The sequence below is a fragment of the Sphingomonas sp. P3_C6 genome (genome assembly GCF_056402595.1).
In genome coordinates this window covers 1-22,401 of the sequence record NZ_JBFUHB010000039.1, presented here as the reverse complement: position 1 = coordinate 22,401, position 22,401 = coordinate 1, and the positions used below count along the sequence as shown (strand labels likewise).

The window sequence follows — 22,401 nt, the reverse complement described above, 5'->3', positions numbered from 1 at the left end:
GTCGTTGAGCTGCGTGCTGCGCCGGGCGTTATCCACCTCTTGGCTCCGCGATATTTTCGAAACTTGCGATTTCGCCCGACAATATCTGCACCGAAAACAGCTCCGATGGCTGCCCCTATGGCGAGCATTTCTGCCTTTCACTTGTGCGAATTCCGCAATCGGCGGTCTCTTACGCCGTTTGCGTTTCCATCGCGCCGTGCTTTGACTTCATGCACAATAGAAGTTCGTTCGAGAGGAAGCTGAAATGAACCGAACGCAGTCAGGCGAACTACCGGCCTCGGCATATTTCGCATGAGCGGCGGTGACATGCCTGATGCGCCGATTGGCGCCCGCTCGGTCAACGAGGCCGCGGTCGGCGCCGTCCTGGACGATCTCCGCAGCTTCCGCCACAATTATTGGGCGCCGGTACTGCTCGGGGTCATCATGCTGTTCGACTCCTGGGACAGCATCGCCATCGCTTTCGCCATGCCGAGCCTCGCGACCGAATGGGGTCTGAGCCCGCTGCAAATGGGGGCAGCGATCTCTGCCGGATATGCCGGGCAGTTTCTCGGCGCCTTCTCCCTTGGGGCGCTCGCCGAGCGCTACGGCCGCATGCCGGTCCTAGTCCTGGCGATCCTGACGATGTGTACGCTCTCGATAGGATGCGCGCTCACCCATGATTACACGCAATTGCTGGTGATGCGGCTGGTCCAGGGGCTGGCGATCGGCGGGGCGATGCCGGTCGCGATCACTTATATCAACGAGTTGGCTCCGACAAAGAAGCGCGGGCGCTATTTCGGCATGTTCCAGACCCTGGCGATTTCGGGCTTTGCCGCGGCCTCGCTGGCGAGTCCCCTCGTGATACCGCATCTCGGCTGGCGCTGGATGCTCGGCCTCGGAGTCATTCCGCTCGTGCTGCTCCCGCTGGTCTGGATCACCCTGCCCGAGTCCCCGCGCTGGCTTGCGCGCATCGGCCGCCTTGATGCCGCCAATCGTGCACTGGCAAAACTCGGCGGCCGCCACGCCTTCAGCGACGCGGACGCGAATAGCCCAATCCCGGTCGTCGACGATGGCCCGCCGCGCCTCAAGGTCGGCGCCCTGATCAGCCCGCGTTTCCGCGGTCATACGCTGACGATCACCCTGTTGTGGTTCCTCACGATGTTCGTCAGCTTCGGCCTGACCACCTGGGTCCCCTCTATCTACGTCAAGGCGTTCCACATCCCGATAAACCGGGCGATGACTTATTCCGCGATGGCCAGCATCCTGATCTTCCTGACCTTGGCGAGTTCTGGGTTCCTGATCGATCGCTATGGCCGCCGCCCCTTCGCGCTTTGCGGGCTGTTCGTGACGGCGGCGACGCTGTTGTTGCTAGCGGGCAGCGGCGCGACGCAGGAATATGCGGTGGTGGCGCTGGTGACCACGGGCAAGGTCGCGATCTTCTTCGGCACCTATGTGCTGTGGCCCTACACCGCCGAAACTTACCCCACCGATCTGCGCGCCCTTGCACTGGGCTATGCTGCCTCGGTCGGCCGCGGCGCATCGATGGTCACACCGCTGTTCGTCGGCTTCGTGCTAGATCGCGGCGCATCGATCGACATCGTCTTCGCCGGCTTCGGCCTGTGCGCGCTTGCCGCAGGCTTGTTGTGGGTCACGCGAACGCGCGAGACGGCGGGGCTGCGGCTTGAGACGATCTAGGGTCCGCACGCAATCCKCGMGGATTGCGTGCGGACCCAGGGCCGGTCGTCTTACTGGATGGGTTCTTCGAGCCGCTGCCTCGCCATCTCGCGCGAGCCGAACAGCCATAGCAACACGATGATCGTGGTCGGCGCTGCGAGTGCCGCGAACACGGCACTGATCGAACCGGTAGCCGACAGCACGCCTGCCACCACCAGCGGCGTCAGGGTCGAGCCCAGTCGCGCCGTTGCGCTGCACAGTCCGAGCGCAGTCGATCGGATCTCGGTCGGAAAGATCTCGGCCGAATAGGGCCACAGCAATGTAAAGCTGGCGCCCGAGGCGATCCAGCCGATCGCGATCAGCGGCACCGAGAGAGCTGCGAATTTGTCGCCCGCGAGAGTCAGGATGATCAAGGCCGCAAGTGTCGCCGCGCTCACCGCGATGCCGGAAGGTCGCCGACCGAAGCGATCGATGACTGCAGCAAACACCAGCGGTATCAGCATGTAGGCCACCCCGGTCAGTGCCGCGTAGCGCAGGGATGTCTCGAGCGAGAGGTGGAAGACGTCCACATAGATGGTCGGCGTCCAGGTCGAAAAGCCATAGGCGACCAGCGATGTCAGGAACCACAACAGGCATGTTGCCAGCGTCAGCCAGCGCAATTGCGGCGTAAACAGCATCCCAATCGGCACCCGCGGCGCTCGTTCCTCTACCTGCACCGTAATCCCGGCGTCCACTGGCAGCGCCCCGATCTTGGCCAGCGCGCGGTTGGTCGCCTCGATCCGGCCAAGCCGGGCTAACCAGCGCGGCGATTCCGGCAAGGTGAACACAATGAACGGCGTCAGGATCATGGGGAACGCGCCGATCAAAAACATAGCGCGCCAGCCGTATTCGGGGATCACGACCGCGCCGACGAACCCGCACAGGGCGAAACCAGAAACCATCAGGAACTGGAACAGCGAGAAATAGCGCCCGCGCGTCGCGGTGGGAGCGAGTTCGTTGATATAGGATACGCACACCGGCACCGCACCGCCGAAGCCGACTCCCTGAGCGAAGCGCAGCCAGGTAAACAGGTGCGGATCCTTCGCCATCGCGCAGGCGACCGATAACAGGCTCATCGTCACCACCGCGATGTTGAGCACGCGCATCCTGCCATATTTCTCGGCCAGCGGGCCAAACAGCAATGCGCCGACCAGCTGACCGGCAAAACCGGCCGAGATGATCCAGCCGATCTGCAGGGGCGTCAGCCCCCATTCCACCCGCAGCGACGGCATCACATAGCCGATAATGCCGACGTCCCAGCTATCGCCCATCATCATCAGGCCCAGCACGAACGGCGCCCAATAGCGCACCCGCCAGTCGGTCAGATTGTCCAACCGCTCGGCGACCGCCTCCTGCAGGCCTTGTCCCGCTCCGCTGGCGCCGCTGCTCATCGCTCTCTCTCCTGATTGCCGGCGTCCCGGGGGGCCTTTTTGGCCTTGTTGCGCAGCGTTCCGACGGATCCCGGAACGATAGGCGAATGCTCACCCGTCCGGGACTAAGGGCGAATGGGTCAACCCGCGCTCGCGGGCATCGGATATTCGTCGGCATTGAGGACCCAGCCGGGCTTGGTCGAAAAATCGAGCCGCGGCGGCGAGAAGATATCCACCAGCTGATTCTCGGCCGAACTGGCGACCGAGGTATGGATCACGGGCGGCGGGATCACGGTGATCGATGGCGATTCGACCACCGCGTGCACGTCCTCGCGCCAGTCCTTGTAATCGACCGTCCAGGGCCAGCGCATATGATGCGTCCATGTCCCCGCCAGTGCCAGCGAACACTGCTCGAAATCATTGTGGAAATGCGGAGAGAGCTTGCTCGTGTCGCGCGGGCCGATCTGCATCTCGGGCATGTTGATCATGAAGTTGGTGCACCGCCAGATGCGACCGAGCCGGCCCGGCATCGCCGGTACATCGAGGGAATAGACGCGAACCTTGAAGCCGCCAACTGGATCAGGCCATGGCGTGAAGGGCGGGATATTGGGGTGCTGCACGGCATAGGCCCCCGCATTGGAGCATAGCGCGGCCAGGTCCTCGGATAGCGTTGAAAATAGCCGTACGACGCGGCCGCCCTTCGGGAAAGTGAGGCGACTTGCTCCCGGCGGCATGATCGCGATTGCGTAGCCGTCACTGCGCTCTTCCTCCGCGCCAGCAGTTGCCACCATCGGCGTGTCCGCGTCGGGGAGGATGACCATGAATTCATCGACATGGTCCTGCCGCTCGAAGGCCGCTCCCGGGGCCAGCTCGCTATAGGCGACAATGAAATTCTGCCCCCTGGCGAACCAGGTGCGTCCATTGGCATCGTCCTGCGTCGGCGGATCCCGGTAGAACAGGCCATATTCGGCGTCGGCAGCCGGCGCCGCGGGCGCCGCGCCTGTCGGTTTCACCATCGTCGATCGCGGGTCGGTAGAATCGTACATTGTTTTCCTCACCCTCAAGAAATCGGATCGGGCCGTGTGCCGGGCAGCGCCGCGCTTGCCCGTCATTGTTGGCGAGAGCAGCATGGCGCGCAACGCATGGCTCAAACAACAGCGCATAGATGAATACTAGAGCAATCGTTCAGCGTTGAAGTTGTTCGCGCTGATGGTATTTCGGCAACGACATCATCGCAATACCTGACAAGCATTACGATAAGCGCGGTCGGCGATAGCTGATATGCAAATATAGCAAATCATCAACTTACTTCGCGCCAAGCCTATTTGCGACTTACACTGTGCCAGCGCGTAGCTACATTACGCCGGGCGCACCCGACGCGATCGCCGAAGGCGCATGAATTTGGTCTGCCACCATCCGGGAGGAGCGACCACGGCGGGATCGTCGATGCCATTGACCGGCGGCTGTGATGAGTCCGGCCGGGAAAGAAGGAAGACGGATGACCGATGTCGAGAACGCCTGCCCCTGCCACTCCGCGCCGCTGGCACAGTCCGACCTGATCGGCTGCTGGAAACTTGTCGAGGCGCTGTGGGAGCGGGATGGCCGGATTCAAACTAACCCAAATCTCGGCGACAATCCTGTCGGCTATCTGCACTATCTTGCCGAGGGCCGCGTCGCCGTCACCATCGCCCTCGCCGGCCGTAAGCCGATGTCGGGCGCCCACCGCCGTACCGCACCGCCAGAGGAACTGGCCGAATCCGCGCTGACTTTCGATGCCTATGCCGGCAAGTTCTCGCTGCAGGGTGCTGACCGGATCGTCCATCACATCGAGATCAGCAGCTATCAGAACGACGTCGGCAGGGATCTGGTGCGCCGTGTCGTATTGGAGGGCAACCGGCTGAGCCTCTATCCTATCGAGTTTCAGGACGATGGCCGGCGTTGGCTGGTGTGGGAACGGATGCCGCTACCGCGCTGAACAGGTGCAACAGCGGTCATTGCCGCCGCCCACGCCCCGGCTTCGCGTACGGCTTCCTCCGCCAGAACCACGGCGCCGATCATCGACGCGAAGCCATGAATCATGGTCTCGTACTCCCTGAGCCTGACGGGGACACCGGCCGCGGCCATCCGCCGGGCATAGGCGATCCCTTCGTCACGCAAGGGATCATACCCGGCGACCACGACAAACGCGGGCGGCATGCCTGTCAGGGAGCTGGCCCGAAGCGGCGACGCGAGCGCAAGTTCTCGCTGCCGGGCATCGGCATACTGATCCCAGAACCAGCGCATGTCGCGGGTGGTGATCGCATAACCCTGGAGGCCGTTCTCACGATAGGACGCCGTATCGAAATCATGATCGGTCACCGGGTAGAAGAGAATCTGCCCGGAGATGCGGGGGCCGGCGCCATCCCTTGCTCGCATCGCCGCCGCCGTCGCCAGATTCGCCCCGGCGCTGTCGCCGCCGACGAGCAACGGCAGGGCGAAACGCCCCGCTGCCCATTCGACTGCCGCGTAGACGTCGTCGAGCGGCGCGGGAAAAGGATGCTCCGGCGCGAGGCGATACTCGACGCTGAGCAAAGCCAGGCCGGACGAATCGACCAGGACCCGCGCGAGCGGATCGACGCCGTCGAGATCGCCGACCACCCAGCCGCCGCCATGGCAGTAGACCAGGATTCCGCGGGGGGTTGTCGTCGGCCGGTACAGCCAGGCCGGGATATCGCCATGCGGGCCGGGCAGCACCAGATCCTCCACGCTGCCGACGGGCAGCCTCGGCAGCGACGCCCGCGACGCGCGGCGCGCAAGCTGCACCTCACGGGCGCGCGCCGGCGAACAGTCTGCGAATGCCGGTATGTCGGATGCAGCAAGCTGCTTCATCATCTCCGCGAGGACGGGATCGAGCGCCATGCCAGATCAACGCGCCAGCGAGGGACGTGAAACCGGCGGCGGAGTGAAGACTGGGGTGTCCAGCCCTTCCATCCGGGCCTTGATCTGCAGCGCCAGGTGAAGTGAATGGAACCGCGACTGGGCCAGATTCCCGCCGTGGAACCACAAGCCCCCTTGCCGGGTGGGTTTCCACATGTTGCGCAACTCTCCTTCCCACGGCCCCGGGTCGAGCGCCGTCTGCGAACCCAGCCCCCAGCATCGGCCCACCCGATCCGCGACTTCCTTGGAGATCAGATTCTCGGCCCAGCTTTCCATCGATCCATAGCCGGTGGCATAGACGATGAGATCGGCGGGAATCTCACTGCCGTCGCTCAACAAGACCGAATGCGGCCGGATTTCGGTCACGCCCACGCCGCTCACCACGCGAACCTGCCCCTCGATGATCAGGCCCGAGCACCCGACGTCGATATAGTAACCCGACGCCCGGCGCGAATATTTGCCGGCGGTAGCGGTGTTGTCCTCCCCGAAGTCGAACAAGAATCCGGTCTCGGCCAGGCGCTGATAGAAATCCGCATCTTCGCGCTGCATGCGCTCGCTATGTGCCCGGTCGATGGACTCGCGAACGCGGAACGGCACCGATCCGACGATCAGGTCCGCGCGCTCGGTGTCGATTCCGCGTTCGAGCCCGCCCTCCGAGAACGGGCCTTCTTCAGCAATTCGGCGCAACGTCTCGAGCCGCACCACGGTGGTCGGCGAGCGCTGGACCATTGTCGCCTCAGCCCCCGCCGCCCACAGATCGACGCAGATGTCGTGCGCGGAATTATTGCCGCCGATCACGACGCACTTCTTGCCGGCATAGGGAGCGGCRTCAACATGCTGTGAGGAGTGATATTGATCGCCGACAAAGGTCTCCGCGCCGAGAAGCCGCGGTGTTTGCGGCTTGCCGGAAAGGCCCGTCGCAAGGACCAGTTGGCTCGGATTGAGTGTGATCGACTGACCATCGCGCTCGACCTCGACGACCCATTTGTCCGATGCCTCGTCGAACCGCGCCGAGCGGCACAGCGTCGAGCCCCAGAAGTCTAGATCCATGATGCCGGCATAGGCCTCGAGAAAGCCACCCATCCTGTCCTTGGGCGTATACACCGGCCAATGATCGGGAAACGGCACGTAAGGCAAGTGGTCGAGCCACACCGGATCGTGAAGGCATAGCGACTTGTAGCGGCTGCGCCATGCATCGCCTGGCCGGGGAAGTGCGTCGATGATCAGCGTCGGCACGCCCAGCCGCTTCATGCGCGCGCCGAGCGCCAGCCCCCCCTGCCCGCCGCCGACGATCAGGCAATAGGGTTGCGTCTCGCTGCCGAGCGCTCGCGCTTCTGCGTCGCGCCGGTCCGTCCAGCTGGTACGTCCTCGAACGGCGTGCGGCACCATGCCTTCGACGCGGCGGCGTCCGCCCGGCTCCTCGAACCCCTTGAGCTCGGTGATTGCGGTCATCACGGTGAACGCCTTGCCGTCGAGCAGCCTCACATGACCCTTGCCGCGTGCCGTCGCGGTCTCGAAATCGAACCAGCCCTGAACCATTCCATCTGCGACAGTTGCGCCGGACTCGGCGGCGAACGACACCGGCAATGCCGAGCCGATCTGCGCACGCACAAGGTCGGCGATCTGGCTGCGCCCATCCATCGTCGCAATGTTCCAGGTGAACGCAACGAAATCGCGCCAATAGCATTCGTCGTCCGCAAAGATCGCCGCGACGCGATCTGCGTCGCCCGCGGAAAGGTGATGCTGAAAGTCTGCAAGCCACTGCGCGATTATTGCAGTCGGATCGGTATCAACCATGTCGGAGCCATCAAGTTAGAAGCGTCATCGGAGCGATGATGCGATACTCCTGCAGAGCAGCCGCCGCGCTTACAAGCAGCCCGCTGCCGATTTCGCGTGAGAGCAATTGACGTATCGATATCGCGACTTTGGGGGTCGCGGTACAAGGCGGAATGGACAGGGAACCGGCAACCGACATGGACGTCTCAATTCCTCCGCAAGGACGCGACTGGCGGCTGGTCGACAATGGTGCGTTCGAGCAGCTCGCCGGTCCGATGTACTGGACAACCGACCAGCTCGACGCCGAAGAACCGATCAGGCTCGGCTTTCGGGTGCTCTCCAAACACTGCAACCCGAACAATGCCTGTCACGGGGGGATGATGGCCACCTTCCTCGACATGGTGCTTGGAATGGCGATCGATACCGCGACCGGGGCCGGCGGCCCGACCATGACGCTCAACATCGATTATCTCGCCGCCGCCTTGCCGGGCGAATGGATTGAAAGCCGGACGCGGCTTGTCCATGCCAGCTACAAATCGGGCTATTGCGACACCGTGCTCCACGGACCTCGCGGCGTGGTGGCGCGTGCCAACGGCATGTGGCGCCTCCTCCGCCCGAAATAGACATGCCTAAGGATCCAGCTGCCGCAGATCTGGAGGGACGCCAGCCTGTTGCAGGTTACGCCCCACGGTAGGTGATTGGGCGTGGGCCCGGCCGATTCTATCGCAAGCAATAGACCGCCCGATTGCGCTTCCAGCAATTCAGGATTGCCCAATAAGAAATTGTCGATGTCCCCTCCCGGCATGGATCGCGCCGCAGCAGGGACGGTGGCGTCGCACAACTAGATATGGTACCGTCCTCCAATAGCGAAGAACCTGTCTCGATGCAGGCGCATCCGGCATTTCGGATATCTGTTTCGAGCAAGTCTGAATTCGCAAAAAAAGAAACTACTTTGGAGGGATGCCATGCAGCTGACCCAACTTCACATGGTGAAGCAGATCCTTGAGACGGGAAGTCTGAGCAAGACCGCCAGTCGCCTGAACTGGGCGCAGTCGGTTGTCAGCAGGCAACTTGCGGCTTTCGAACGCGAATGCGGCGGCCGCATTTTCTACCGCAACGGTCGGGGCGTCGTGCTGACGGAACTTGGCGAGCGGATCCTGCCGCAGATCGATCTCATCATTAACGCCGCCGAGGACATTACCGGATGCGGCGCCGAACTCCGCAACCAGCTTGCGGGTGAGGTCAAGGTCGCGGTGTCGCCGCAGATCGCGCCGTATCTGGCGGGCCCGCTGTTCACCAAGCTCAAGCAGATGCATCCAAACATCCGGCTCAACGTGTGGGAAGCCTTTGGCGGCGCCAAGGCCGACCTGCGCGACGGCAAGACTGACATAGCGGTCTATATGCACCCCGATACGATAATCGGCGAAGACGACCGGCTTATCGGCGAACTCGAGACCTATCTTATCGGCTTGCCCGACAGCTCCTCGACCAGCAACGAGACCATCCCGTTCGCGCAGCTGGCGCGGTTGCCCCTGCTCCTGCCGTCGTTGCCCAATTCGTGGCGTCGGTTGCTCGATCAGGTCGCGTCGCAGAAGGGGATGTCGCTGAACGTCACCGCAGAGGTCAATTCGCCGGGTCCCATCGCCGCGCTGGTCGAGGCGGGCGCCGGATATCTGGTGACGCCGCTGGCATCCGGGGCAGCTGCGGCGCGCATGGGATGGATCGGCGAGCATGTCCGCGCCGGCCGCCTCCGCGCTTCGCGCATCGTTGATCCCGGCTTCACCTTCAAGCTGGTGCTCAGCACCTCCCCCAATCGGCGCCGCCCCGCCGACGCCGTGGCGCGGCTCATCGAAAGCATGCTGGTCGAGCTGATGCATCCGGAAGCAGGAGAAGAGGGGAATGAAGCCGCCGCGGTCTGATTGCACCGCGCGGCCGCTTGGACAGCAGCTGTGCCGTCTCGGCCCACCGCCCCGGCATATCTGAATTGCGCTGTCGGACGCGGGCAGAAGTGGCAATTCCAGTGTATCGGAGGCGGGAGACTCCCGCCCCCCGACCTGGATCGACGCACCCGCATGACCGCTTCTCTGGCCTTCCCCGACCGGCCCCGGATCCTGGTGACACGGCGCCTGCCCGACTCAGTCGAGGCGGCGCTCTTGGCGCGCTTCGACGCGACCTTCAATCGCGGCGACACGCCGCTGTCGCCCGCGCAATTGCGCGACGCGTTGTCGCACTATGACATCCTGTGCCCCACTATCACCGACCCGATCGATGACCGCCTGTTCGCCGGGCTGGGCGAGATCCGCACCCGCCTGATCGCCAATTTCGGCGCCGGGGTGAACCATATCGATCTCGCGGCCGCCCGCGCGCTCGGTATCGCCGTCACCAACACCCCTAGCGCACTGACCGACGCCACCGCGGACCTGACGCTGATGCTCATCCTGATGGCGGCGCGGCGCGCCGGTGAAGGCGAACGCGAGTTGCGCGCCGGCGGCTGGACCGGGTGGCGGCCGACGCACATGCTTGGCACCGACATACGCGGCTTGACGCTTGGCCTGTTCGGCTATGGGCGGATTGCACAGGCCGTGGCCGAGCGGGTTGCCCCGCTGGGCATGAAGGTCCTGTATTTCCGCCGGTCGGGCCCGGACGGATCGGAAACGCGGGGGATGGCGCAGCGCGTCGATACAGTCGACGCGCTGCTCGGCGCTTCGGACATCGTATCGCTCCACGCCCCGGCCTCGCCCGAAACCCACCATATCATCGACGCCGCCGCGCTGCGCCGGATGAAGCCGGGTGCAGTGCTGGTCAACACGGCTCGGGGAACCCTGATCGACGAGGAAGCCCTGGTCGCGGCGCTCATGGACGGAACGATCGCCGGCGCCGCGCTGGATGTCTATGAACACGAGCCGGCAATTCATCCGGCGCTGCTGACGATGGAGAACGTCGTCCTCATGCCGCATCTCGGCAGTGCAACGCGCCAGACCCGCGAGGGCATGGGGATGCGCATGCTCGCCAATATCGAGGCATTCTGCGCCGGCGCCGAACCCGAGGACCTCGTCCGCTGAGGCTCGGGGGCCGCTAGGCGCCCGGCTTCATCATCTCGTTGAAATCACGTAGCGCCGCGCCAGCCGCCTGGCGCAGAAAGCCTAGGTCGGACGCGACCATCATCGCGGTAACGCCGAGGTCGATCAGCCATTTGGCTTCGTCGCTGCGCATCGACTGGACCACCGCAGACACGGGCTTGCCGGCCCGGTTGGCCGCAGCAACGATATCTTCCACGGCGGCCTTGACGGTGGGAACAGGGTCCGTGGCATTGCTCAGCGACAGACCGAGATCGCCGCGCCCGAGGAACAGCGCATCGACGCCCTCGACCCCGGCGATCGCGTCGATCTCGTCAAGCGCCTGCCGGTCCTCGATCATGCAGATCACGGCTGTCGTCTCATCGCAATAATCGAAGCTATCGGCCCCGCGCTTGCCATAATCGCCCCCGCGGCTCGCTCCGGCACCGCGCACCCCGCCGCGATACCGCGCCCAGGATACGACGTCGCGCGCCTTGGCCGCTGAGTAGACGTGTGGGACGAGAATGCCCATCGCACCATCGTCGAGCACTGCCAGCACGCTATTCGCGTCGGGACGCGCAATGCGAACCAGGCCGGCGGTCTGATAGGCACGCGCCGCAAGTAGCGCGGTGTCAAGCGTCACCCGGTCCCACGGCGCATGTTCCTCGTCGAGGACGACGAAATCGAAGCCATCAAGGCCGAGCACCTCGGTATTCTGCGACGCCGGCACCTTCATGAAGGTGCCGATCATCGGCTCGCGCGCCAGCAGGCGGGCGCGGAATTGCCGGGGGTCAGGGCGCGAGACAGTCATTCAGAAAATCCTTGGCTAAAGCATGGAGTGAAACGCCTGATCGCACCTGTCGAGTCCGATCAGGCGCGAAACAGCACCACGCCTTCGAACAGGCGCCGCGCCGTGCGATATACGGTGGCGAATGGGACATAGGGCTCGCCGTCGCGATCCTCGACTGCGGCGCCGACCTGGACCACGCCCGAGGGATGACCGATCCGAAGCGCCGCGCCCGGGTTCGGTGCCGCGAGGTGGTACGGGAGCGTGCCCGCCATCCGGCACGCGGCCGCGAGACACAGCGCGCCGGTCATCGGTGTCGCGCGGTGCGGCCGACCCATCGACACCATACGCACGGCTAAATCCATCGCGCCCGAGGATATCGTCTCGCCGGAGAGCGTCAGATACTCAGCGGGAGCGGAGATCAGCGCGATCTTGGGTATCGTCCCCAGCGACGCCGCTGCGGCCAGATCAGGGGTTATGCCCATCTTCACCGACGCTGCCCGGCGTATCGCCTCAAGGCGCTGCAGCAACGCCGCATCGTCCTCCAGCGCCGCGGGAAGTTCGATGCCGGAAAGTCCCAGATCGGCGGCATGGACGAACACCATGGGCAGAGCGACGTCGACAAGGCTCACCGATAGTGAGCCGAGACCTTCGACTTCCAACATGTCGATCGGGCGCGATGTTGGCAGCACGCGCCCGGTGCGCGATCCGCCCGGATCGTCGAAATCAAGCCGGATCGGCGCGCCGCTGCCGGCGACGCCGTCCAGGGCCAACTCTCCCTCGACCATTGCCTCGCCATCCCGCATCGCGAACCGCGCGACGACGATCTTGCCGGTATTGGTGTTGTGGATGCGGACCACCGCCTCGCCATCGGCGGGTGCCGCGACCATCCCCTCCTCGACGGCAAACGGGCCGATCGCAGAGGACATGTTGCCGCAATTGGCGCCATAATCGACCGTGTCCTGCTCAACCAGGACCTGCACGAAGGTGAAATCCACATCTGCATCAGCGCGCGTCGCGGGTCCGACCACACAGACCTTGGAAAGCGACGAAACGCCGCCGCCCATGCCATCAAGCTGGCGCCCGTTCGGGTCCGGTGATCCCATCGCGGCGGTGAAGATCGGGGCCCAAGCGTCGCGCGCAACCGGCAGATCCTCCTCGCGGAAAATCAGCCCTTTCGAGGTTCCGCCGCGCATGAATACGGCCCTCAGCCGCCGCTGACTCATCCGGTTGCTCCCATGATCGTGGTCATGGAGCCATATTCTGACTTTGGCAATTAGATTGTTGACAGTCTATTCCCATGAATGGCATCGGCTGGCGCCTGACGCATGTTTGGAGCAAATATTGTCATCAATGAGAGCTCTCGCCGCTGGTGCTCTGAAGCCCAGCAGACACCAACCGACGCGCCGCGCTCCGGTCTGCTCGCTGGGCTTTGCGGAATGAGCGCCGTCCCGGAAGGAAAGCCGCGCGGCCTCAATGCATGCGTCCGCCACTTCGATTACGGAGCGGGCCAGAGCGGCACCTATTATTCGCTACCCGCCCTTGTCGACGCGGGATTCGGGGATGTCAGCCGCCTACCGGTATCGCTGCGGATCGTGCTCGAATCATTGCTGCGCAACATGGACGGCACTGCCATTACCGAGCACAATGTTCGGGCGCTGGCGTCGTGGCGGCCGACCGCCCCTCGCAATGAAGAGATTCCCTTCGTCGTCAGCCGCATCATCGTTCCCGATTCTTCTGGCGTGCCGCTGCTCGCCGATCTCGCGGCAATGCGCGACACCGCTGTGGCGCTGGGCGCCGATGCCGGTCTGATCGAGCCCAAGGTTGGCGTCGATTTCATCATCGACCATTCCGCACAGGTCGATTTTTCGGGAACCGACGACGCGCTTAGCCGCAACCTCGCGCTGGAATTCGCGCGTAACGGAGAGCGTTACGGATTCCTCAAATGGGCGCGTCAGGCGTTCAACGGCGTCCGCGTCGTGCCGCCCGGTTTCGGTATCATCCACCAGATCAATCTCGAGCATCTCTCGCCCGGTCTGCAACAACGCGACGGAGTCTATTTCCCCGACACCCTGGTCGGCGCCGATTCGCACACCCCTATGATCAACGCGCTCGGCGTGGTTGGCTGGGGCGTCGGTGGAATCGAGGCCGAGGTTGGCATGCTCGGCGAGCCGATCTATTTCCTGACGCCCGACGTGATCGGCATCGAGCTCACCGGTGCTTTGCGCCCGGGCGTGACAGCGACCGACGCCGTGCTGACGATCGTCGAGCAAGTCCGCGGTGCTAATGTCGTGGGATCGTTCCTCGAATATTTCGGCGAAGGCGCGGCCTCACTCAGCGCCACCGATCGCGCGACGATAGCCAACATGACCCCGGAGACCGGCGCAACGATCGGCTTCTTCCCGATCGACGAGCGCACACTCGAATATTATCGCGGTGTCGGCCGCTCCGAGGAGGCGCTCGCGGCGCTCGAAGCGTATCTCAGGGCCCAGTCTCTGTGGGGCTTTTCCCAGCCAGGTGAGATAGATTTCACCCGCACGATCTCGATCGACCTTGGCAGCGTTGAGCCGAGTGTCGCCGGGCCGCGGCGCCCTCAGGACCGGTTGGCGCTGGACGCGCTCGCACCCGATTTCTCGGCGCAATTGTCAGCGCCGGTGGAACAAGGCGGCTTCGGCCGGCCGCGTCCCAGCGGCGACCACGACCCAAATCGCGTCACCGACGGCAGCATCGTCCTTGCGGCGATCACATCCTGCACCAATACCTCCAACCCGGCGCTGATGCTGGGCGCCGGGCTGCTCGCGCGCAAGGCGGTCGAGCGCGGCCTCACTGTCTCGCCCACAGTCAAGACCTCGTTCAGCCCAGGCTCGCGCGCGGTGTCCGGCTATCTCGCGAAGGCGGGACTGCAACCCTATCTGGACCAGCTCGGTTTCCAGCCGGTCGGCTATGGCTGCATGACCTGTCTCGGCAACTCAGGACCGTTGCGGCCCGGGGTCGAGGAGCAGATTGTGGAGGGCGGTCTGGTCACCGCTTCGGTGCTTTCGGGCAACCGCAATTTCGAGGCGCGGATCCATGCCGCGATCCAGGCCAATTTCCTGATGAGCCCCGCGCTGGTGGTCGCCTTGGCCATTGCCGGACGGGTCGATATCGCTGTCGAGCGCGAGCCGATAGGGACCGATCGTGCCGGCAAGCCGGTAATGTTGCGCGAGCTTTGGCCGAGCGGCGAGGAAATAGCCGACTACCTTCACTTCGCGACCGACGCCTCGCTCTATCGCGACGTTTATGCCGATGTCGGCAAGGGTGATCGCCTGTGGCAAGATCTGGTCGGCGGCACGGGGCGGACCTTCTCGTGGCGGGACGACTCCACCTATATCAAGAAGCCTCCTTTCTTCGACGATTTCACGATCGCCTTGCCGGCGCAGCGCAGCGTGCGGGGCGCGCGGCTTTTGGCAATGTTCGGCGATTCGCTGACTACGGACCACATCAGCCCCGGCGGCTCGATCAAGCCGAGTTCGCCGGCCGGACGCTATCTGAGCGATCACGGCATCACCCAGACTGATTTCAACAGCTACATCTCCCGGCGCGGCAACCACGAAGTGATGGTGCGGGGGACCTTTGCCAATGTACGCATCCGCAACCATTTGACGCCGGACGAGGTCGGCGGGGTGACGGTCCATCAGCCGAGCGGTACGCGGATGAGCATCTTCGATGCAGCAAAGGCCTATGCGGAGCAGGGCGTGCCGCTGATCATCATCGCCGGCAAGGAATATGGCACCGGATCGAGCCGCGACTGGGCCGCCAAGGGCTCTAGCTTGCTCGGCGTGCGTGCCGTGTTCGCCATGAGTTTCGAGCGCATCCATCGCAGCAATCTTATCGGGATGGGTGTCCTTCCGTGCCAGTTCGCGGGGGATTTCGACATCGCCTCGCTCGCTATCGACGGCAGCGAGACCTTCGATCTGCTCGGCATAGACGGACCGATCGCGCCGCGGCAGGATGCCGTGCTGCGCATCAGCGGCGCCCGCGGAACGCAGGATATTCCCGTCACCGTCCGTATCGATACACCGATCGAAGCCGATTATTATGCCAATGGCGGGATCGTGCCCTATGTCCTGCGCTCGATCCTCGCTCCGCACGTTTCGGCAGAGGCACAGTAACGCGTGGCCGGCCCAGCCGAAGCCACGCCGCCGACGCCTTGCCTAGCTCTCGGCAGGCTCCTTGGTCGCGATCAGGGCGCTGAGCGCGGCGCGGGCTGCAGCGATGTGCCGGCGCATATGGAATTCGGCCATTTCCTCGTCGCGCTCCTCGATCGCTTCGACGATGCGGGCATGTTCGACCAGCACCCTGGGCACGCGCCCGACCAGATGCTGCATCTGCGACCGATAGAAGCGCAGCAGCAGATCGAGATCGGTGCACAGCAAGGTAATCAAGGTCGGATTGTGGCTGGCCTGGGCGATCAGGAAGTGGAAGTCGGCATCGGCGGTGCCGCGAATATAGGAGCGCGGCTCGGGGCGGGCCGAGACATGCCCACTGACAAAGGCATCATGCGCGGCGCGGATCGCAGCGAGTTCCTCGACCGTGCCGTTGCGCGCCGCCTCACGCGCGGCCATTCCCTCGAGCGCTTCGCGCGTGATGAAAATCTCCTGAAGCACGCCGAGCGACAGTGGCGCAACGCGCGCGCCGATATGAGGAAGACGGGTGACCAGTCGTCGCTCCTGAAGCCGGTAGAGCGCTTCACGCAGCGGTCCGCGCGAGACGCCGTATTTGGTCGCCAGCGCCGGCTCGCTGATCTTGCTGCCTGCCGGCAATTCACCGCGGACGATCGCTTCGCTGATCAAGCGAAACAACTGCTCGGCCAGCGTTCGCTCGCCGGCGCCGGGTTCATCGGCTGGGGTCAATATGGGCTCACTCTTGGCTGTCGCGGCGTGCGAACGGGCGCTGGCGCCATTTGCGTCGGAAAGCGAACTTGCGTCAAGTTGACGCTTGGTGCGCGGGAATCAAGCGCCCGACCCTCCCGCAATCAAACGGAGTCTATGTGAGCGATTATCCGAAAACGATTGAGCTGTTCATCGACGGCGCGTGGCGCACCGGCGGCGGCGCGAGCGGCCTGGACGTGATCAACCCGGCCACCGGCGAAACGCTATGCGGGCTGCGGCACGCCTCACCCACCGACATCGGCGACGCGCTTGAGGCAACATGGCGCGGATTCCAAGACTGGCGCAACCAGGCCCCGGCGGCGCGCGCCGCACTGATCCGCCGCGCGGCGGCAAATCTGCGGGCGCGCGCAGAGGACATCGCCCGTCTTGTAACGCTCGAACAGGGCAAGCCGATCGGGGAAGCACGCGGCGAGGTCATCCGAGCAGCCGAGATCCTCGAATGGGATGCGGGTGAGGCGTTACGGGCCTATGGCCGCATCGTCGAAGGAGCGCCGGACCTGCATCAAGCAGTACTGCGGCGGCCGATCGGGCCAGTCGCTGCCTTTTCGACCTGGAATGTCCCCGTCGTATCGCCGGCGCGCAAGATAGGCGGCGCGCTGGCGGCGGGCTGCTCGATCGTGATCAAGGCCTCGGAGGAAACCCCGGCCGGCGCGATCGCACTGGTCCGCTGTTTCGAGGAAGCGGGAGTGCCGCGCGGCGTCGTCAATCTGGTGTTCGGCGATCCCCCGGAAATCGCCCAGCGCCTGATCGAATCCCCGCGCATCCGGATGGCGACGCTGACCGGACCGCTCCATGTCGGGCGAGCGATCGCGCGGCTGTGCGCCGACCACCTCAAGCCTGCCAATCTGGAACTTGGCGGGCACTCGGCGCTGATCGTGTGCGACGATGTCGATCCGGTAGCGGTCGGCCGTCTTGTCGCTGCAGCACGCTATCGCAATGCCGGGCAGATCTGCACCGCCCCCACCCGGCTGATGGTCCAGGAGAGTATCTATCCGCAATTCGTCAACGCCTTCATCGCCCGGACCCGCGAACTGCGGGTCGGCGACGGCCTCGAGGAAGGCGTGACCATGGGACCGCTCGCCAATGCCCGGCGGCTGGACGCGATGGAGCGCCTGGTCGGCGACGCGGTCGCTCGCGGCGCCCATGTCGCCACAGGCGGTGCGCGGATCGGTGCGCAGGGATTGTTCTTCGAGCCGACGGTGCTCACCGATGTACCGGCAGAGGCGCTGGTGCTGCACGAAGAGCCGTTCGGGCCGATCGCGCCGATCGCATCGTTCAAGCGGCTAGACGATGCCATCGATCGCGCCAACAGCCTTCCATATGGCCTCGCCGCCTTCGCCTTCACCAAATCGCTCGATCGCGCCGCGCAACTCACCGCCGGGATCGAGAGCGGTTCCCTGTGTGTCAACCACGTCAATGGCGCGGCGTTGCCCGAGCTCCCGCTGGGCGGCGTCAAGCAAAGTGGCTACGGCCATGAGGGCGGCGCCGAGAGCCTCGACGCATATATGACAAAAATGGTGGTCTCCACTGCGATCGGCGCGTCGATATGACCTCCAGCAACACCCCCATGCGGATCCTCGTCACCGGCGGCAGCGGGCGGCTTGGACGATTCGTCCTCGAAGAACTGGCCGCGCACGGCCATCAGGTCACCAATTTCGACGTTCGCCGCCCGGAGCAGCCACCTGCTGGCGTCCCGACGATAGTGGGAGACGCCGCGCGGATGGAGGACGCCTATGGCGCGCTCAGCTACATGGCCGCCGAAGCGTTGGTCCATCTGGCGGCATGGAGCGATCCCGGCTTCGTCGCAGATTCGCGAACCTTTGCCGACAATGTCGCATCCACCTTCAACCTGCTTGATGTCAGTTCGCGCCTTGGCGTCAAACGCGCGATCGTCGCATCGAGCGCCCAGGTCTATGGCTTTGCCGAGCACTGCCCGGTCTACGCTCCGGTCGACGAGGCGCATCCGCTGCGCCCGCTCAATGCCTATGCGCTGTCGAAGATATGCGGCGAGCAGGTCGCCGCCTATTTCACCGAGCGGCGCGACATCCGGGTCGCCACTTTCCGGATCATGGGCGCACGCGCGCCCGATGATCTCGACGAGGAGGTCGCCGCGCTCAAGACGGCCACGCCCGACGTCGGCCGGTTCCTGCTATGGAACCGCGCCGATGCACGCGATATTGCCCGTGCCTGCCGCCTCGCGCTCGAGGCTCCAACGATGCCCTCGGGCCCCTACAACATCACCGCCGGCCAGAATGCGATGGGAGAGCCGGGAATCGATTTGTTGCGGCGGCACTGCCCGGACACGGAAATCGTCGCCGATCTTCCCGGTACGGCATCGCTGATGTCGTGCGGCAAGGCGCTGCATGATTTCGGTTACCAGCCGCAATTTCGATAGAAACGGGAACGATCGTGTACGCCGCTTACCAAAGTCGAAGGCTGCGGCGATGAGCGCCGACTTACGCGACGACGGCACCGAGGACAGGAATGCGCGGTCGCTGCTGCGTGCGATGTTCGACGCTGCGGTGGAGAGAGCGCTGCCGGCAACGATTCTACCGGCTCGGCTTCCCAGCAAGCCTAAGGGACGTTGCGTCGTCGTGGGCGCCGGCAAAGCCTCGGCAGCGATGGCGGCTGCGATCGACTCAGCTTGGCCCGATGTCGATCTGACCGGAGTGGTGGTCGTACCGGTCGGCGCCGCCGCAGCAGCGGGCCGGATTCGCATCGTCGAAGCTGCTCACCCGGTTCCCGACCAGCGTAGCGTCGATGCGGCATCACTCATTCTCGCCGCGGTTCGCGACCTGGGACCAGACGACTTGGTCCTCGCGCTTATTTCAGGCGGCGGTTCCTCCCTGATGGTCGCCCCGGCCCCGCCGATGACGCTGGCCGACAAACAGGAAGTCAACCGCCTGCTGTTGGCCAGCGGCGCGCCGATTGCCGAGATGAACGTGGTGCGCAAGCATCTGTCGATGATCAAAGGCGGCCGCCTGGCTCTCGCCGCCACCCCGGCACCGGTCGTATCTCTGCTGGTATCCGACGTTCCCGGCGACGCGCCCGAAGCAATTGCCTCGGGCCCAACGGTGGGCGATCCGAGCAGTCTCGGCGATGTTCGAGATATACTTGCGCGGCGGCGCATCGCGTTGCCCCGACGTGCACTGGCGGCGCTGGAGCGGGCCGGGGAAACCCCTTGGCCAGGCGAGATCGCCGCCGATGTACGCATCGTGGCCGCGCCGTCGGCGTCGCTCGCTGCGGCTGCGCGCGTTGCCGAACGGGCTGGAGTTCGCGCGATGATCCTGGGCGACGCGATCGAGGGCGAGGCGAAGGAAGTGGCAACGGCGTTTGCCGGCATCGCCCGCTCCGTGCGAGCGCGCGGCCTACCCGCAGGTGTGCCGCTGGCCCTGCTGTCCGGCGGCGAGACAACGGTAACCATCGGCGCAAGCGGCGCCGGGCGCGGCGGCCGCAACACCGAATTCCAACTCGCACTCGCTATTGCTCTGTCGGGGACCTCGAACATCTGGGCACTCGCCTGCGACACCGACGGCATCGACGGCACCGAGCAGGCCGCCGGAGCGATCGTCACGCCCGACACCCTGGCGCGCGCCGCGAGCCGGAATCTCGACGCGCGTGCGTTCCTGGACTCGCATGACAGCTACAGCTTCTTTGCCGGGCTCGGCGACCTCGTCGTCACCGGCCCGACTCATACCAACGTCAACGATTTGCGGGTGATGCTGGTCCTGTAGCGCTCAGCCTTCCGCCATCGCCTTTTCGAGATTGACGCGCACGGCCTCGAAGAATTGCTCGGTCTTCATCCAGGACTGTTGGGGCCCGACCAGCAACGCCAGGTCCTTGGTCATCGCACCGCTCTCGACCGTTTCGATGCAGACCCGCTCAAGGGTTTCGGCGAATCGGGTAACCTCGGGCGTCTCGTCGAACTTGCCGCGGAACTTGAGGCCTCCGGTCCACGCGAAGATCGATGCGATCGGATTGGTCGATGTCGCCCTGCCCTCCTGATGCTGGCGATAGTGGCGCGTGACCGTGCCGTGCGCGGCTTCGGTCTCGACCGTCCTGCCGTCGGGCGACATCAGCACCGAGGTCATCAGCCCGAGCGAGCCGAAGCCCTGCGCGACCTGGTCCGACTGGACGTCGCCGTCGTAATTCTTGCAGGCCCAGACGAACTCGCCGTGCCATTTCAGCGCCGAAGCGACCATGTCGTCGATCAAGCGGTGCTGGTAGATGATACTCGCCTCGGCGAAGCGATCCGCGAACTCGGCGGCGAACACTTCTTCGAAGATATCCTTGAAGCGACCGTCATAGGTCTTCAAAATGGTGTTCTTGGTCGAGAGGAACACCGGCCATCTCAGGTTCAGCCCGTAATTGAGCGCAGCGCGCGCGAAATCGCGTATCGAATCGTCGAGATTGTACATCGCCATCGCCACGCCGGCGCCGGGAAAATCGAACACCTCCCGCTCGATCGTCTCACCGTTCGCGCCGCGCCACGTGAGGTGCAGCGTTCCCGGACCGGGCACCCGGACCTCGGTTGCACGATACTGATCGCCATATGCATGGCGCCCGATCACGATCGGCTTGGTCCAGCCCGGAATCAGACGCGGCACATTGCTGATCACGATCGGCTCGCGGAAGACGACCCCGCCCAGGATGTTGCGGATCGTACCGTTGGGCGAACGCCACATCTCCTTGAGCCCGAATTCCTCGACACGGGCTTCGTCGGGAGTGATCGTCGCGCACTTGACGCCGACGCCATAGCGCTTGATCGCATTGGCGCTGTCGATGGTAATCTGGTCGCTGGTCTCGTCACGTTTCTCGATCCCCAGATCGAAATAGATCAGGTCGATGTCTAGATAGGGCTTGATCAGCCGCTCACGGATCCATTGCCAGATGATCCTGGTCATTTCGTCGCCATCCATCTCGACGACGGGGGTCTTCACCTTGATTTTTGCCATGCCAAATCCCTAGCCTTTGCGGGGACCTGATGCCGTCTATCGCCCCGCGGCGGTAGGCGCGCTTGGGCATATCTAACTTGTCGGTTCAGCACTTATGGAGGCTGTCGCGTCGCCCACTATCCTGTCACAGGGCCATCAGGGAAGGCACTCCGGCGTCATGACCGTTTACCTGATCCTGTTCGCATTCGCGTGCTTGTCCGGTTGGTGCTGCCCATTTCTTTCTCGACGGCATGCGGTAGGCGGACCTGGACGAGGCTCGCGATCCGGCTGCCCGGAGTGAGCAGCGCGCTGCGAAAGCGCTCCGCCTGATTGGCCGTCGAGTAACGCCGTGGTATCGGTCTGCCTCCCTGAACGAATGGCAGATTTTAGGATCATGGGAGTTGATGCGGAGAGCGGTCGCCGACCATCCCCTACGCGACCAAGCGAAGAGTGTATTGCAGGGCGTGGGAGACGGCGGGAAGCTGACGAACATCGCAAAGCAGCTCTTGGCCAGCCAGCTGCGAGAGGTCTACGTCGACGACACATGAATCGACGGCCGCTTTCAGGAGACGGCGTACCAGTCTTCAACGGCAACAATGGGGCGCGTAGCTGCCAGCTCGGGCTTCATGAACAAACGTCCGCTTACGCCATTCGGTCACCCGAAAGCCGCCGGTCCGTAATCCTGAAGAGTTTCGGATGCCGGCAGGCGTACGAAAGTCTTGGAGGCCCGAACCCGCGGGCCGCACGCGTGGATCTATGGGGATTTCGAGTTTGGGCCTGCTCCGATGTTGGGCGGCACGGCCGATTGGAGCGCGGGTCTGGATCCGGACCTTCCGGATTTAGGTGGCGATGCCGAATTCACGGAGGCGGATGGCCCGACGCCGGTTGAGGTGGCAGCCTCTTCGACGACGATCGGCACACGTAGCGTCACGTAGCGTC

At 64.4% G+C, this 22,401-nt stretch carries 17 protein-coding genes; 9 read left to right on the top strand and 8 right to left on the bottom strand.

Annotation, left to right across the window (positions count from 1 at the left end; all coding sequences use genetic code 11):
• Positions 1 to 291: 291 nt before the first annotated feature.
• Positions 292 to 1,674, top strand: a complete 1,383-nt coding sequence (locus tag AC1DT7_RS22585; RefSeq protein ID WP_478038424.1) for an MFS transporter — start codon at positions 292 to 294, stop codon at positions 1,672 to 1,674.
• 50 nt (positions 1,675 to 1,724) lie between these two features.
• Here AC1DT7_RS22585 and AC1DT7_RS22580 read toward each other — a convergent pair whose 3' ends face one another.
• Both AC1DT7_RS22580 and AC1DT7_RS22575 read right to left on the bottom strand, forming a co-directional pair.
• Positions 1,725 to 3,083: an MFS transporter gene (locus AC1DT7_RS22580; protein WP_478038423.1), complete on the bottom strand. Its 1,359-nt coding sequence runs from the start codon at positions 3,081 to 3,083 to the stop codon at positions 1,725 to 1,727.
• 119 nt (positions 3,084 to 3,202) lie between these two features.
• Positions 3,203 to 4,108 carry a cupin domain-containing protein gene (locus tag AC1DT7_RS22575; RefSeq protein WP_478038422.1) on the bottom strand — a complete coding sequence of 302 codons (906 nt, stop codon included), beginning with the start codon at positions 4,106 to 4,108 and terminating at the stop codon, positions 3,203 to 3,205.
• Positions 4,109 to 4,560: 452 nt separating this feature from the next.
• Here AC1DT7_RS22575 and AC1DT7_RS22570 point away from each other — a divergent pair, with 452 nt between their 5' ends.
• Positions 4,561 to 5,037, top strand: a complete 477-nt coding sequence (locus AC1DT7_RS22570; protein WP_478038421.1) for a lipocalin-like domain-containing protein — start codon at positions 4,561 to 4,563, stop codon at positions 5,035 to 5,037.
• On the opposite strand, the gene AC1DT7_RS22565 is transcribed toward AC1DT7_RS22570, so the two are convergent.
• The gene (locus AC1DT7_RS22565) at positions 4,983 to 5,960 is read right to left on the bottom strand and encodes an alpha/beta hydrolase (protein WP_478038420.1); all 978 of its coding nucleotides are present in this window, start codon (positions 5,958 to 5,960) and stop codon (positions 4,983 to 4,985) included. The genes AC1DT7_RS22570 and AC1DT7_RS22565 overlap by 55 nt on opposite strands.
• A 6-nt stretch (positions 5,961 to 5,966) precedes the next feature.
• Complete coding sequence (locus AC1DT7_RS22560; protein ID WP_478038419.1) at positions 5,967 to 7,775, bottom strand: NAD(P)-binding domain-containing protein; 1,809 nt, start codon at positions 7,773 to 7,775, stop codon at positions 5,967 to 5,969.
• A gap of 176 nt (positions 7,776 to 7,951) precedes the next feature.
• On the opposite strand from AC1DT7_RS22560, the gene AC1DT7_RS22555 reads away from it, so the two are divergent.
• From AC1DT7_RS22555 to AC1DT7_RS22545, 3 genes are all read left to right on the top strand, one after another.
• Positions 7,952 to 8,377, top strand: coding sequence for a PaaI family thioesterase (locus AC1DT7_RS22555; protein WP_478038418.1), 426 nt, complete (start codon positions 7,952 to 7,954; stop codon positions 8,375 to 8,377).
• 342 nt (positions 8,378 to 8,719) lie between these two features.
• Positions 8,720 to 9,673 carry a LysR family transcriptional regulator gene (locus AC1DT7_RS22550; protein ID WP_478038417.1) on the top strand — a complete coding sequence of 318 codons (954 nt, stop codon included), beginning with the start codon at positions 8,720 to 8,722 and terminating at the stop codon, positions 9,671 to 9,673.
• A 153-nt stretch (positions 9,674 to 9,826) separates the two neighbouring features.
• The gene (locus AC1DT7_RS22545; RefSeq protein WP_478038416.1) at positions 9,827 to 10,816 is read left to right on the top strand and encodes a 2-hydroxyacid dehydrogenase; all 990 of its coding nucleotides are present in this window, start codon (positions 9,827 to 9,829) and stop codon (positions 10,814 to 10,816) included.
• 13 nt (positions 10,817 to 10,829) lie between these two features.
• On the opposite strand, the gene AC1DT7_RS22540 is transcribed toward AC1DT7_RS22545, so the two are convergent.
• Together AC1DT7_RS22540 and AC1DT7_RS22535 are read right to left on the bottom strand one after the other, a co-directional pair.
• The gene (locus tag AC1DT7_RS22540; RefSeq protein ID WP_478038415.1) at positions 10,830 to 11,621 is read right to left on the bottom strand and encodes an HpcH/HpaI aldolase family protein; all 792 of its coding nucleotides are present in this window, start codon (positions 11,619 to 11,621) and stop codon (positions 10,830 to 10,832) included.
• A 59-nt stretch (positions 11,622 to 11,680) separates the two neighbouring features.
• On the bottom strand, positions 11,681 to 12,823 hold the full coding sequence (locus AC1DT7_RS22535; RefSeq protein WP_478038414.1) for a PrpF domain-containing protein: 1,143 nt from the start codon (positions 12,821 to 12,823) through the stop codon (positions 11,681 to 11,683).
• A gap of 213 nt (positions 12,824 to 13,036) precedes the next feature.
• On the opposite strand from AC1DT7_RS22535, the gene acnA reads away from it, so the two are divergent.
• Positions 13,037 to 15,748 carry an aconitate hydratase AcnA gene (gene acnA, locus AC1DT7_RS22530; RefSeq protein WP_478038413.1) on the top strand — a complete coding sequence of 904 codons (2,712 nt, stop codon included), beginning with the start codon at positions 13,037 to 13,039 and terminating at the stop codon, positions 15,746 to 15,748.
• 42 nt (positions 15,749 to 15,790) lie between these two features.
• Here acnA and AC1DT7_RS22525 read toward each other — a convergent pair whose 3' ends face one another.
• A complete protein-coding gene (locus AC1DT7_RS22525) occupies positions 15,791 to 16,489 on the bottom strand; it encodes a GntR family transcriptional regulator (protein WP_478038412.1) in 699 nt (232 codons plus the stop codon).
• A gap of 137 nt (positions 16,490 to 16,626) precedes the next feature.
• Here AC1DT7_RS22525 and AC1DT7_RS22520 point away from each other — a divergent pair, with 137 nt between their 5' ends.
• From AC1DT7_RS22520 to AC1DT7_RS22510, 3 genes are read left to right on the top strand one after another with little or no spacing between them, the layout of a single operon-like run.
• Positions 16,627 to 18,078 carry an NAD-dependent succinate-semialdehyde dehydrogenase gene (locus AC1DT7_RS22520; protein WP_478038411.1) on the top strand — a complete coding sequence of 484 codons (1,452 nt, stop codon included), beginning with the start codon at positions 16,627 to 16,629 and terminating at the stop codon, positions 18,076 to 18,078.
• A complete protein-coding gene (locus AC1DT7_RS22515) occupies positions 18,075 to 18,923 on the top strand; it encodes an NAD-dependent epimerase/dehydratase family protein (protein WP_478038410.1) in 849 nt (282 codons plus the stop codon). Before AC1DT7_RS22520 ends, AC1DT7_RS22515 begins: the two co-directional genes overlap by 4 nt.
• Entirely contained in the window at positions 18,892 to 20,262 is a 1,371-nt protein-coding gene (locus tag AC1DT7_RS22510) for a glycerate kinase type-2 family protein (RefSeq protein ID WP_478038409.1), read from the top strand. The genes AC1DT7_RS22515 and AC1DT7_RS22510 overlap by 32 nt, the downstream gene beginning before the upstream one ends.
• 3 nt (positions 20,263 to 20,265) lie before the next feature.
• Here AC1DT7_RS22510 and AC1DT7_RS22505 read toward each other — a convergent pair whose 3' ends face one another.
• Positions 20,266 to 21,483, bottom strand: coding sequence for an NADP-dependent isocitrate dehydrogenase (locus tag AC1DT7_RS22505; protein WP_478038408.1), 1,218 nt, complete (start codon positions 21,481 to 21,483; stop codon positions 20,266 to 20,268).
• Positions 21,484 to 22,401 lie beyond the last annotated feature (918 nt).